This is a genomic window from Roseateles chitinivorans (assembly GCF_002761755.1).
Classification (GTDB): domain Bacteria; phylum Pseudomonadota; class Gammaproteobacteria; order Burkholderiales; family Burkholderiaceae_C; genus Roseateles; species Roseateles chitinivorans.
On record NZ_PEOG01000058.1, the window covers coordinates 1 to 13,067 of the forward strand.

The 13,067-nt window shown below is 69.4% G+C and carries 12 protein-coding genes; 9 read left to right on the forward strand and 3 right to left on the reverse strand.

Translation table 11 applies throughout. The features are described 5' to 3' along the window. The 9 genes from CS062_RS18915 to CS062_RS18955 all read left to right on the forward strand — a co-directional run. A partial coding sequence (locus CS062_RS18915; protein WP_099863119.1) for an arabinan endo-1,5-alpha-L-arabinosidase occupies positions 1-945 on the forward strand: 945 nt, incomplete at its 5' end. Between the two features lie 59 nt (positions 946-1,004). Continuing rightward, the gene (locus CS062_RS18920; protein ID WP_099863120.1) at positions 1,005-2,087 is read left to right on the forward strand and encodes an ABC transporter ATP-binding protein; all 1,083 of its coding nucleotides are present in this window, start codon (positions 1,005-1,007) and stop codon (positions 2,085-2,087) included. After that, on the forward strand, positions 2,084-2,995 hold the full coding sequence (locus CS062_RS18925) for a carbohydrate ABC transporter permease (RefSeq protein ID WP_099863121.1): 912 nt from the start codon (positions 2,084-2,086) through the stop codon (positions 2,993-2,995). Before CS062_RS18920 ends, CS062_RS18925 begins: the two co-directional genes overlap by 4 nt. Next, positions 2,992-3,828, forward strand: coding sequence for a carbohydrate ABC transporter permease (locus tag CS062_RS18930; RefSeq protein WP_091724724.1), 837 nt, complete (start codon positions 2,992-2,994; stop codon positions 3,826-3,828). Before CS062_RS18925 ends, CS062_RS18930 begins: the two co-directional genes overlap by 4 nt. Before the next feature lie 173 nt (positions 3,829-4,001). Continuing rightward, on the forward strand, positions 4,002-5,339 hold the full coding sequence (locus CS062_RS18935) for an extracellular solute-binding protein (protein ID WP_233218146.1): 1,338 nt from the start codon (positions 4,002-4,004) through the stop codon (positions 5,337-5,339). Position 5,340: 1 nt separating this feature from the next. After that, positions 5,341-6,957, forward strand: coding sequence for an arabinosylfuranosidase ArfA (gene arfA / locus CS062_RS18940; RefSeq protein ID WP_099863123.1), 1,617 nt, complete (start codon positions 5,341-5,343; stop codon positions 6,955-6,957). A 60-nt stretch (positions 6,958-7,017) separates the two neighbouring features. Continuing rightward, positions 7,018-7,971 carry a glycoside hydrolase family 43 protein gene (locus tag CS062_RS18945; protein WP_099863124.1) on the forward strand — a complete coding sequence of 318 codons (954 nt, stop codon included), beginning with the start codon at positions 7,018-7,020 and terminating at the stop codon, positions 7,969-7,971. 133 nt (positions 7,972-8,104) lie between these two features. Then, on the forward strand, positions 8,105-8,866 hold the full coding sequence (locus tag CS062_RS18950) for a FadR/GntR family transcriptional regulator (RefSeq protein WP_099863125.1): 762 nt from the start codon (positions 8,105-8,107) through the stop codon (positions 8,864-8,866). A 15-nt stretch (positions 8,867-8,881) separates the two neighbouring features. After that, on the forward strand, positions 8,882-9,832 hold the full coding sequence (locus CS062_RS18955; RefSeq protein ID WP_099863126.1) for a LysR family transcriptional regulator: 951 nt from the start codon (positions 8,882-8,884) through the stop codon (positions 9,830-9,832). A gap of 4 nt (positions 9,833-9,836) precedes the next feature. Here the strand turns inward: CS062_RS18955 and CS062_RS18960 are convergent, their stop codons facing one another. From CS062_RS18960 to CS062_RS18970, 3 genes are all read right to left on the reverse strand, one after another. Next, entirely contained in the window at positions 9,837-10,826 is a 990-nt protein-coding gene (locus CS062_RS18960; protein ID WP_099863127.1) for a glycoside hydrolase family 43 protein, read from the reverse strand. Between the two features lie 115 nt (positions 10,827-10,941). After that, positions 10,942-11,925, reverse strand: a complete 984-nt coding sequence (gene yjfF / locus CS062_RS18965; RefSeq protein WP_099863128.1) for a galactofuranose ABC transporter, permease protein YjfF — start codon at positions 11,923-11,925, stop codon at positions 10,942-10,944. After that, positions 11,922-12,905 (reverse strand): ABC transporter permease, encoded by a 984-nt coding sequence (locus tag CS062_RS18970; protein WP_233218147.1) that lies wholly within the window; start codon positions 12,903-12,905, stop codon positions 11,922-11,924. The genes yjfF and CS062_RS18970 overlap by 4 nt, the downstream gene beginning before the upstream one ends. Positions 12,906-13,067 lie beyond the last annotated feature (162 nt).

The window sequence follows — 13,067 nt, forward strand, 5'->3', positions numbered from 1 at the left end:
GCAGCCCTCGGCGCCGCTGTGGGCGCCGCGTCGCTCGCCGGTTGCGCGGATGGCGTGTCCGGTCCGGCGGCGGGCGCCACCTCGCTGGAGGATCCCGCAGGCGCCCACGACCCGACGCTGATCGAGCGCGACGGCGTCTTCCACGTCTTCACGACGGGACAGGGCGTGCAGCACCTGCGATCGACGGACGGCCGTCGCTGGCAGCGCCTGGCGCCGGCGTTCCCCGAGGCGCCGGCGTGGTGGGCGCAAGCCGTGCCCGCACATCGCGGACTGGACGTCTGGGCGCCCAAGGTCTTCGCGCTGAAGGGCCGGTACTGGTTGCTGTATTCGATCTCGACCTTCGGCAAGAACCGCTCGGCGATCGGCCTGGCCAGCAGCGACTCGCTCGACGGGCCGTGGCGCGACGAGGGGCCGATGGTGAAGAGCGTCGACACTGACGACTTCAACGCCATCGATCCGGACCTGTTCGTCGATGCGAAGGACGGTGGTGGCGACGGCAGGATGTGGCTCAGCTACGGCTCGTTCTGGGGCGGCCTGCGCGTCGTCGAGTTCGACCCGGCCACGATGCGGCCCACCGGCCCGACGCGATTCGTCGCGCGCAACAAGGGCGGTATCGAGGCACCGACGATCGTGCGGCGGGGCGAGTGGATATACCTGTTCGTCTCGCACGACTTGTGTTGCCGCGGGACGGCCAGTACCTACAACATCCGGGTCGGCCGGGCGCGCTCCGCGGAGGGGCCGTTCCTCGACCGGGACGGCCGGGACCTGATGGACGGCGGCGGCACGCTGGTGGAGCAGGGGGCCGGCCGCTGGATCGGGCCGGGCCACCAGGATGTGTGGGGCCGCTGGATCGTGCGTCATGCGTATGACGCCGAGGACGGCGGCAAACCCAAGTTGAGATTCGACGAACTGCGCTGGACCGAGGACGGCTGGCCGAGACTCTAGGGAAGCCCTTCATCACCCGCTGAAGCGCTGCGCCCTCACAAGAATTAGGAGACATTCCGTTGGCAGCCCTCAAACTGGAGCAGATCTGCAAGCGCTATGGCGCGGTGCAGGTCATCCCCGACCTGTCGCTCGACGTGGCGCCGGGCGAGTTCATCGTGTTCCTCGGCCCGTCGGGCTGCGGCAAGACCAGCCTGCTGCGGATGATCGCGGGGCTGGAGGAAGTGACCGCCGGCCGCATCGAGATCGGCGGACGCGAGGTCACCCACGCCGCGCCGGGCCAGCGGCAACTCGCGATGGTGTTCCAGCACTACGCGCTGTACCCGCACATGACGGTGCGCGAGAACCTGGCCTTCGGCCTGCGCAACATCGGCTTGGCGGAGGATGAGATCGGCCGCCGCATCCAGGAGGCGGCCCGGATGCTCGAGCTGGACGCGCTGCTCGCGCGCAAGCCGGGCCAGTTGTCCGGCGGTCAACGCCAGCGGGTCGCGATCGGGCGCGCGGTGGTCAAGGAGCCGGCGATCTTCCTGTTCGACGAGCCCCTGTCCAACCTCGACGCCGCGCTGCGCGGCCGCACGCGGCTGGAGCTCGCGCAACTGCACCGGCGCCTCGGTGCCACGATGATCTTCGTCACCCACGACCAGATCGAGGCGATGACGCTGGCCACGCGGATTGTCGTCATGAACGCCGGGCGCATCGAACAGGTGGCGCCGCCATCGGAGCTCTACCGCCGACCGGCGACGCGCTTCGTCGCTGGCTTCATCGGCACGCCCGGCATGAATTTCGTCCCGGTGCGCCGGCTCGCCGACCGGCAAGGCATGGCGGCGGTGGAACTGCCGGGCGGGCAGGAGATCAGCACGCAGGTGGGGGCCGAGGTGCCGGGCAGTGAGCTGACGCTCGGCATCCGTCCGGAGCATCTGGTCACCGCCGCGCGCGGGCCGCTGCCGGCGCAGGTGGAGATGGTCGAGTTCCTCGGCGAGCGCACGCTGGCGCATGTGCGGCTGGCCGACGGCACGCGGGCGATCGCCACCGTGGCCGGGGCGGCGCCGGTTGCGGGTGAATCGGTGCAGCTCTCGCTCGCGATGGAGGAGGCGCATCTCTTCGATGCGCAAGGCCAGGCGCATCACGCAGTGGTGGCGGCATGAGCGTGATGGCGTCGAAGTCCTCCGTCGGACTGCGCGCCTCGCGCCCGGCGCATGCGCTGTTCGTCCTGCCCTTCCTGACCGTCTATGTGCTGCTGCTGCTCTGGCCTCTGGCCAAGGGCTGGTTCATCAGCTTCCACGACCACGACCTGCTGTCCAACGACAGCTTCTTCGTCGGCTTCCAGAACTACCGCGAGCTCATCGAGGACGATGTCTTCCACCAGGTTGTCTGGAACACGATCCGCTTCGTGCTGTTCAGCGTTCCGGTCTTCGTCGGGCTTTCGCTGATGCTGGCGCTGGCGCTGAACCGCCCGGGCAAGCTGGCGGCCTTCCTGCGCGCGGTGTTCTTCTGCGCCAGCGTCTTCTCCGTCACGCTGATCACCCTGGTGTGGCAGCTGGCCCTGATGCCGGAGCGCGGCCTGGTCGCGCAGGCCAGCGCGGCGGCGGGCATTCCGCAATTGCCCTGGCTGACCAGCGACCTGCTGGCGCTGCCCACGCTGGCGCTGGTCACCGTGTGGTGGATCATCGGGCTGCCGATGATGCTGTTCCTGTCGGCGCTGCAGCAGATCCCGTCGGACGTCTACGAGGCCGCCGCGCTGGACAACGCCAGCCGCTGGCGCACCTTGACGCATGTGACGCTGCCGGCGCTCAAGCGCACGGTGGCGCTGGTGGCGGTGATCGAGGTCATCCGCCAGTTCCAGGTCTTCCCGCAGATCATGCTGATGACCAACGGCGGCCCCAACAACACCACGCGGCCGATCGTGCAGTTCATCTACGAGCAGGCCTTCATGCAGCTCTCGCTGGGCTACGCCACCGCGGCGTCGCAGGTGCTGCTGGCGGTGATGCTGGTCGGCGTCAGCGTGCAGATGTGGCTGGAGCGGCGCGAAGCCGCGCAAGGAGCGCGTCGATGACCCCGATGCTGCGCAAGGGCTGGTTCGACCGGGCGGTGATGGCGGCGCTGGTGCTGCTGGCGGCGCTGTGGATGCTGCCGCTGCTGTGGGTGCTGGCGCTCTCCTTCAAGCCCAACGAGCTGCTGATGGTCCGCACCGACGTCTTCCTGGCGCCGCCGTACACGCTGGCCAACTACGCGGACATCCTGCAGACCTCGGCGGTCTTCCGCTGGCTGGGCAACAGCGCGCTCGTGGCGGCGCTGCAGACGCTGGGCGTGCTGGTGCTGTCCTCGCTGGCGGGCTATGGCTTCGCGCGCTGCGAGTTCCCGGGCCGTCGATGGTTGTTTCCGCTGGTGCTGTTCGGGCTGGCCGTGCCGTCGCAGAGCGTCTTCATCCCGCTGCACCGCCTGTTCTCCGACTGGGGCTTGCAGAACACCTATGCCGGGCTGGCGCTGCCGGGGCTGGCGGCGCCGTTCGGGGTCTTCCTGATGACGCAGTACTTCAAGGCGGTGCCGATCGACCTGGAGGAGGCGGCGATGCTGGACAACGCGTCGCGCTTCAAGACCTTCTTCAAGGTGGTGCTGCCGCTGACGCTGCCGGCGCAGGCGACGCTGGGGATCTTCACCTTCCTGGCGTGCTGGAACGATTACCTGTGGCCGCTGGTCATCGCGACCAAGCCGGAGATGTACACCCTGACGCGGGGACTGGCCTCGACGCAGACCAACTTCGCCCAGTCGGAGGGGCTGGGCTTCCTGATGGCGCAGGCGGTCTTCGCCGGCGCCCCGGTGCTGATGATCTATCTCTTCTTCCAGAAGCATCTGGTGACCGCCGTCGCCGGGACGGGGCGCTCATGACCACGCCGCGCACCCCGCACGCCCAGGCCGACGCCCAGGCCCAGGCCCGCGGTCAACGAGTCTCCGTGGGGCCGGAATGGGGCTTGGGGGTCCAGGAGGGATCCCCCATGCCCCGTGGAGAGCCCGCGCCTGGCGCCCCGAAGTCATTCGCGCGAAGGGCCGCCACCTTGTTCATGGCCACCATCGCGGCGGTCCTGACCTCGACCCCGCTCCTGACCAGCTGCGGCGACAACCACGCCGAGCCAGCCCCCAAGACCGAGATCACGCTGATGCGTTTCTTCGGCAGCTGCGACGCCAAGTTCGGCGCGGTGAACGACGCGAGCCAGGGTGTTGGCGAGTGCGGCATCGTGACCGCGATGGTCAACGAGTTCAACGCGACCAACACCGACGGCATCCGGGTGAAGACGCAGACGGCCGAGTGGGCGCCGTACTACGACCAGCTGACGGCGCGGCTCGTGGCCAAGGACATCCCGACGGTGGCGGTGATGCATGAATCGGCGTTGGGCGACTATGTGCGCCGGCGGCTGATCGAGCCGCTGGATGCGTCGCTGCCGGCGCTGGGCATCGATGTGAACGACTTCACCGATCATGCGCGTCGTGGCGTGACGCTGAACGGCCAGATCTATGCGCTCCCGTTCGACACCTGGGCCTGGCTGTGGCACATCAACACCACGCTGATGAGCCAGGCTGGACTGATGGGCGCGGACGGCAAGCCCAGGTTGCCGCATTCGCCGGACGAGCTGCTCGCGATGGCGCGTCAATTCAAGCAGCGGACCGGCAAGCCGCTTTTCGCCTGGGCGATCGTGAAGGAGACGGCGGCGACCAACCGCACCTTCCAGACGCTGATCGCGCAGCAGGACACCCAGCTGTTCAGCGAGGACGGCCGGCGCATCGACATGCACCAGCCGCAGGTCGTCAATGCGTTGTCGCTGATGCAGCGGCTCTACACCGAAGGGCATGTGAAGCCCAACCTGGACTACGGCGCGGCCAACCAGGCCTTCCTGAACGGCGAGGCCGGCGTGGTGGTGGTCGGCACCTGGACGATCGACCAGTTCCTGCGCGAGGCGCGCAAGCCGGAGTCGCCGCTCAAGGGCGGCTACACCGTCGTGCCCTTCCCGCAGCTGTACCAGCGGCCGGCGGTCTTCGCCGACGGGCACAGCTGGGCGCTCTTCAAGGGCGGCGCGGCCACGCCGGAGCAACATGCGGCGGCGCTGAAGCTGCTCCAGTTCATCTGGCAGCGCAGCGCCGAGTGGGCGCGCACCGGCCATCTGCCGGTGCGGCGTTCGGTGGCGCAGAGTGAGGCCTTCCGCGCGCTGCCGTTCCGCGAGAACCTCACCGAGATCACGCGCACCGGCGCGTCGATGCCCAGCAGCGTGCCGACGCAGCGGGCGGTCGAACTGCTGATCGGCGAGGACGTGAGCAACCTGCTGGTGTCCGGCAAGTCGATCGCCGAGGTGCAGGACGATGTCGAGAAGCAGGTCAACAAGGCCTTGAAGAAGGTGAGGCGCTGAGATGTCCTTCCCCCACGTCACGGCCGGCGCCCGCGGCGCCTCCGAATTGCCCGGCGCCTCGGGCGAGGGCTTCCCGGCTGCGCTGACGGTGCATCGCGACTTCGCGATCGGGGCGCTCGACCGCCGGATCTTCGGCGCCTTCGTCGAGCATCTCGGCCGCTGCGTCTACACCGGGATTTTCGAACCCGGTCATCCGAGCGCCGATGAGCAGGGCTTCCGCGGCGATGTGAAGGCGCTGGTGAAGGAGCTCGGCGTCACGCTGGTCCGGTATCCCGGCGGCAACTTCATGTCGGGCTACGACTGGGAGGACGGCGTCGGGCCGCGGGACCGGCGGCCGCGCAAGCTGGACCTGGCGTGGTACTCGACCGAGACCAACCAGGTCGGCACCAACGAGTTCATGGCCTGGTGCGAGGAACTCGGCCTGAGCCCCATGTTCGGCGTCAACCTCGGCACGCGCGGCATGGACGACGCGCGCCGCTACCTCGAGTACTGCTGCCATCCCGGCGGGACCGCGCTGTCGGACCTGCGCCGGGCGCACGGGGTCGAGCCGCCGCACCGGATTCCGCTCTGGTGCCTGGGCAACGAGATGGACGGCCCCTGGCAGATCGGCCGCAAGACGCCGGACGAGTACGGCCGCCTCGCCCAGGAGACCGCCAAGCTGATGCGCATGCTGCAGCCGGGGATCGAGCTGGCCGCCTGCGGATCGTCGGCCTTCGACATGCCGACCTATGGCGAGTGGGAGGACCGCGTGCTGATGCATTGCCACGACGAGGTCGACTTCGTCTCGCTGCACAGCTACTTCGTGAAGCCCTTCGCGCCGGACGGCCTGCTGCCGCCGGGCGCGGACACCAGCACCGAGAGCTTCTTCGCCCAGATCGAGACCAATGCGCGCTACATCGAGGCGACCGTCGCGATCGCCGATGCGGTGGCGGCGCGGCGGCGTTCGACAAAGCGGCTGATGCTGAGCTTCGACGAGTGGAATGTCTGGTACCGCGCGCGGCACGGCCATCACCTGAAGCAGGGCGGCTGGCCCGAGGCGCCGCGGCTGCTCGAGGAGGTCTACACCGTCGAGGATGCGCTGCTGGTCGGCGGCATGCTGTGCATGCTGATGAACCATGCCGACCGGGTGAAGGTGGCCTGCCTCGCGCAGCTGGTCAACGTGATCGCGCCCATCATGACCGAGCCCGGCGGACCCGCCTGGCGGCAGACCATCTTCTGGCCCTTCGCGCTGGCCTCGCGCTTCGGCCGCGGCACCGTGCTGCGTCCGGCGATCGCGTCCCCCACCTATCCGAATGTCAAGGAAGGCGAACTGCCGTACCTGGTGGCCAGCGTCGTCTGGAACGAGGACGACGGCACGCTCGCGATCTTCGCGCTGAACCGTCACCTGGCAACGCCGATGGACCTCGCGGTCGCGCTGCAGGGCCTGGGCGGCGAAGCCGGGCTGGCGCTCGGCGAGGCCTGGGAGCTCCATGACCTGGATCTCCACGCCGCCAACACCGTCGACCTGCCGGATCGCTTCCAGCCGCGCGCGCTGGGCGGCGTCTGCGTCGACGGCGACGCGCTGCGCGTGACGCTCAGGCCCGCGTCCTGGAACGTGATCGTCCTTCACCCCCGCTGATCGTCGCCTGTCCGGCAAGCCTCGATCGTCCTTCTTCCTTCTGTCGCCCCGCTCGCCCTCATGCCGCTGAACTGGTCCCATCCGCTGATCCCCCAACGCGCCGACCCCCACCTGTCGCTGCACGACGGGCGCTACTGGTTCACCGCTTCGGTGCCGGGCTTCGACGCCATCGAGCTGCGCAGCGCCGCCCGCATCGAGGATCTGCCGGGCGCGTCGCCGCGGATCGTCTGGACCCGCCATGAGCAGGGACCGGCGAGCTGGCACATCTGGGCGCCCGAGCTCCATCGGGTGGACGGCCGCTGGCTGATCTACTTCGCCGGCGGCGAGCGCGACGACATCTGGAAGATCCGGATGCATGTGCTGGAGAACGCGCATGCCGATCCGACGCAGGGCGAGTGGATCGAACGCGGCCAGATCCACACGCCGCTGGACGATTTCGCGCTGGATGCGACGACCTTCCGTCATGGCGGCGAGCAGTACCTGTGCTGGGCCGAGGCGGACCGCGCGCGGCAGGGCAAGACCAATCTCTACCTGGCCACGCTGGCCAATGCCTGGACGCTCAAGAGCGCGCCGACCCTGATCAGCGAGGCCGTGCTGCCCTGGGAGCGGGTGGGCTTCGCCGTCAACGAGGGGCCGGCGGTGCTGCAGCGTTTCGGTCGCGTGCTGGTCGCCTACTCGGCGGCGGTGACCGACGCCAACTACTGCATGGGGCTGGTATGGGCCGATGCGCAGGCGGATCTGCTCGATCCGTCGGTCTGGCACAAGTCGCCGACGCCGGTCTTCGCCAGCGCCAACGGCCAGTACGGCCCGGGCCACAACAGCTTCACGACCACGCTGGACGGCCGGACCGACCTGCTGGTCTATCACGCCCGAAGCTACCGCGACATCGTCGGCGATCCGCTGCACGATCCCAACCGCCATGCGCGGGTGCAGCCTTTCGGCTGGCGGGCGGATGGGCTGCCGGACTTCGGTCAGCCGCAGCCCGACGGGCCGGTGCAGGCGGTGGACGCATGAGGACGGGCAGGCCCGCCGGGCGGCTGCCGGCGCTCGGCCAGGACCGGGGGCCTGCAACGCATCGCGTCGCCCGCCAAGGGAGGATTTGTCGCGAGTCTGCCGGCCGGCCGCCCGTGATAGCCTGCCGCCCGATATGAAGACCCGCGCCGATCATTCGACCTACAGCCCACGCGCCCGCCGCGCCGAGGGCAAGAGCCAGCACGGCCGCATCGTCAGCGAGCTTGGCCTGGCGATCGTCTCGGGCGAGCTCGGCCCCGGCGACCGCCTGCCCGCCGAGCAGCAGCTGCTCGACCGGTACGAGATCAGCCGGCCGGTGCTGCGCGAGGCCATCCGGGTGCTGGTGGCCAAGGGGCTGGTGGTGTCGCGCCAACGCGCCGGCGCGATCGTGCGGCCGCGCAACGAATGGCATCTGCTCGACCCCGACGTGCTGTACTGGCTGATCCAGTCCAAGCCGCAGACGGAATTCCTGAACACGCTGATGGAGGTCAGGCGCGTGTTCGAGCCCGCCGCCGCGGCGCTGGCGGCCAAGGCCGCGACGCCGGACCAGCTGCATCGCATCGAGGAAGCCTTCGACGGCATGGCCGCGGCCACCGACACCGAGGAGCTGCTCGAGCCCGACCTGGCCTTCCACCGCCACATCGCCGAGGCCACCAACAACGACCTGATGGCCTACATCGGCAACATGCTGTCGCTGGCGCTGCGCGAATCGATCCTGCTGAGCAGCCAGCTGCCCAACACCCATGAACTCTCGCTGCCGCGCCATCAGGCCATCCTGACCGCGATCCGCAACCGCGATCCGCTGGGCGCGCGCCAGGCCACGCTGGTGCAGCTGCAGGAAACCGGCGACGACCTGAGCAACGTGCTCTCCGCCAAGGGCATCGTGGACCTGGCCTGACCGACCCCCGACGCGATGGACGACGCTCCCAATCCCAACTGGTTCCTGCGCGCGCGGCTGAAGACGCGGCAGCTGCTGCTGCTGATCGCGCTGGACGACCACCGCAACATCCACCGCGCCTCCGAGGCGCTGTGCATGACCCAGCCCGCCGCATCCAAGCAGCTCAAGGACCTGGAGGACATGCTCGAGGTCAAGCTGTTCGAGCGCCTGCCGCGCGGCATGGAGCCGACGCTGTTCGGCGAGACCATGATCCGGCATGCGCGCATGGCGCTGACCAGCCTGGCGGCGGCGCATGACGACATCGTCGCGCTGAAGAAGGGCCTGACCGGCCAGGTCGAGGTCGGCGTGATCATGACGCCGGGCATGTCGCTGCTGCCGCGGGCGATCGCGCGGGTCAAGGCCAGTGCGCCGCTGCTGCGCATCGGCGTGCAGATGGAGACCAGCAAGGTGCTGCTGGACCAGCTGCAGCGCGGCGTGCTGGACTTCATGATCGGTCGCATCCTGGAGGAGGACAGCGTGTCCGGCCTGCAGTACGAGGAGCTCAGTGGCGAGCCCGCCTGCGCGGTGGCCCGGATCGGGCATCCGCTGTTGATGCGCGACGACCTGTCGCTGGCCGACCTGGCCACGCAGTCCTGGATCCTGCCGCCGCCCGGCAGCGTGCTGCGCCACCGCTGGGAGCAGATGTTCCGGCGCGCCGCGATCGAGCCGCCGGCGGATGCCGTCGACACGACCGCGCTGCTGGTGATCACCGCGCTGCTGCAGCAGTCCGACGCGCTGCATGTGATGCCGGTCGAGGTGGCGCGCTACTACGCCTCGCTGAAGGCGCTGGCGATCCTGCCGATCGAGCTGCCATGCAGCATGGATGCGTTCGGCATCATCACGCGGGAAGGGCATCTGCTGTCGCCCGGTGCGCAGGCGCTGCTGCATGAGGTGCGTGGCGTCGCCAAGGAGCTCTACGCCCGCTGAGGGCTCAGCCCTTGCACCCCGGGGACGGATTGGGCGCGGGGCCGGCCTCTGTCTGCGGGATGAAGCGGATGGTGCCGTCCGCGTTGTAGTGGAGCTCCTCGATCGCGACCGAGCGCCTGAACTCGCCGCCGCCCGGCAGCTTGGCGTTGTGGTACGCGATGTAGCTCCTGCCGTTGAACTCGAAGATCGCCTGATGGATCGTCGGTGTCTTCTCGTTCTTCGCCATGATCACGCCGCGCGACGTCCACGGCCCGGTCGCGCTGGGACCGGTCAGGTAGGCGGTCTCCTCGGGGAAGTGCTGCGAGTAGGACAGGTAGTAGGTGTCCTTGTGCTTGTGCAGGTAGGACGCCTCGGTGAAGTCCTTGACCGGCACGACCGTGATGGGTCCGTCCAGCTCGGTCATCGTCGGCTTCAGCTTCGCGAACTTCAGGACCGTGTTGCCGAAGTAGAGGTAGGCCTGGCCGTCGTCGTCGACGAACACGGCCGGGTCGATGTCATCCCAGGCGATGTCCGTCTGGGTCGTCATGTCGTTGGTGATCAGCGCCGAGCCGCGCGCGTCCTTGAACGGCCCGGTGGGGCTGTCCGATGTCGCGACGCCGACGGCGAAGCCCGGCACCGTCGCGTGCTCGACCGTGGTGTAGAAGAAGTAGGTCGGCTTGCCGCCGACGACCCGCCTGCTGATGTCCGATGCCCAGGCACGGCCCTTGGCCCACCTGAAGTCCAGCGCCTTCATCGGCGAGCCGTGGTCGGTCCAGCGCACCAGGTCGCAGCTCGAGTAGACGCGCCACTCGTTCATGACGAAGTCCTTGCCGTCGGGCGGGGCCTCGTCCTGGCCGACATAGAGGTAGACGCGGCCGTTGTCCACCAGCACGGCGGGATCGGCGGTGTAGCGCTGCGGGAAGAGCGGGTTGGCGGCTTGCGCCGGCGCGGCGGCGAGCGCCAGGGCCGCGACCAGCGCGGCGCCGACGCAGGACTTGAAGGCAGTGGGGATCATGCGGCGAGGACTCGGACGGTGGAAGTCGGGCTGAAGTCGGACTGAATTCGGGTGATGGCGAGGGTGGTCCGCCAGGGCGGCCGGGTCCACGTCCTCGCGATGCCGGACGGCGGGCTCAGGCCTGTCCCGCAGGCCGCGCCAGCAGGCGCTGCACGACGCAGAACACGAACAGCAGTGCGCCGATGACGATCTTGGTCCACCAGGAGCTGAGGGTGCCGTCGAAGGCGATCAGCGTCTGGATCACGCCCAGCACCAGCACCCCCGACAGCGCGCCGGCCACATAGCCATAGCCGCCGCTGAGCATGGTGCCGCCGATGACCACCGCCGCGATCGCATCCAGCTCCGCGCCCTGCGCATGCAGGCCGTAGCCGCTGAGCATGTAGAACGCGAAGAGCAGGCCGGCCAGCGCGGCGCAGAAGCCGCTCAGGCCGTACACCATCAGCTTGGTGCGGCCCACCGGCAGGCCCATCATCAGCGCCGACTGCTCGTTGCCGCCCAGCGCATAGACCGCGCGGCCGAAGGCGCTGCGGTGCGCCAGCCAGATGCCGACCACCAGCACGGCGATGGCGATGGCGGCGCTCGGCGAGATGAAGCCGCCGGGCACCTGCCATTGGGTCTGCGAGACCGCGACGAAGGTGGGATCGTCGATCGTGATCGAGTCGACGCTGATCAGGTAGCACAGGCCGCGCGCGAGGAACATCCCGGCCAGCGTCACGATGAAGGGCTGCAGCCGGAACGCATGGATGAGCGCGCCCTGCAGCACGCCGAAGGCCGCGCCGCCGCCCAGCACGAGCGCGATGACCGCCCAGGCGGGCCAGTGCGCGTGATGCAGCAGCCAGGCGGCGACGGTCGTGGCCAGCGCCAGTACCGCGCCGACCGACAGGTCGATGCCGCCGGACAGGATGACCAGGCTCATGCCGACGGCCAGCACCAGCAGGTAGGCGTTGTCGATGACCAGGTTGAGCATCACCTGCGGCGCGGCGAAGCCGGTGTAGTGCGCGCCGCCGGCGGCGATCAGCGCGAGCAGCAGCACGACGGTGACCTGCGCGCTGAAGGCCGGCTGGCGCAGCCAGCGCTGGAAGAGGACGAGGGGAGTCATCGGGCGCCTCCGCGAGGGGCCAGCCGGCGCAGCATCGGGCGCAGCTCGCTCGACTGCAGGATGCAGAGCAGGAACACGACGACGGCCTTGACCACCATGTTGACTTCGGGCGGGACGCCCAGCGAGTAGATCGTCGTCGTCAAGGTCTGGATGATCAGCGCGCCGATGAGCGCGCCCGCCAGGTGGTAGCGGCCGCCGGCCAGCGAGGCGCCGCCCAGCGTCACCGCCAGGATGGCGTCGAGCTCCAGCAGCAGGCCGGCGTTGTTGGCGTCGGCGCTCTTGATGTTGGACGCGATCATCAGTCCCGCCAGGCCCGCGCAGCCGGCGGCGAAGACATAGGTGCCGAAGATCAGCGTCGCGGTGCGCAGGCCCGCCAGGCGCGACGCGACCGGGTTGAGGCCCACCGCCTGGATGAACAGGCCCAGCGCCGTCTTGCGCAGCAGCGCGGTAGTCGCGAGCGAGAGCGCCGCCACCACCCACAGCGACACCGGCAGCCCCAGCAGGTAGCCGCCGCCCAGCACGAAGAAGTCGTCGCGGTAGACGGTCAGGATCTGGCCGTCCGACAGCAGCTGCGCCAGGCCGCGGCCCGCCACCATCAGGATCAGGGTCGCGATGATCGGCTGCAGCTTGAGGCCGGCCACCAGCACGCCGTTCCACACGCCGCACAGCAGCGCGGCACCGAGCGCGCCCGCATAGGCGACCATCAGCGGCCGGTCACCGTTGACCAGCATCGCCGCCACCGTCGCGGCGATCGCCACGACAGCGCCGATCGACACGTCGATCCCGCGCGTCGCGATCACCAGGCTCATGCCCAGGGCCGCCAGCATCAGCGGCGCGGCACGGTTCAGGATGTCGATCAGCGGGCCGTACAGGTGGCCGTCCTTGACCTCCAGGTGCCAGAAGCCCGGCAGCAGGATCACGTCGATCAGCAGCAGGATCGCCAGCGCGGCGATCGGGCGGAGCAAGGGATGCTCGGCCATGACGGCGAGCACGCGGCGACGCTTCGGCGTCGGGAGCGCGCTCAGGGGGAGGGCGTCTGTCACGGGAGTCTTTCGATTCATGCGCTCTGGCAGGTACTGCCGCGGCCGGGGCGTTAGCCGCCAATGCATGGGGCCTTGGCGGCAAGCGCCAAAACCCCACGC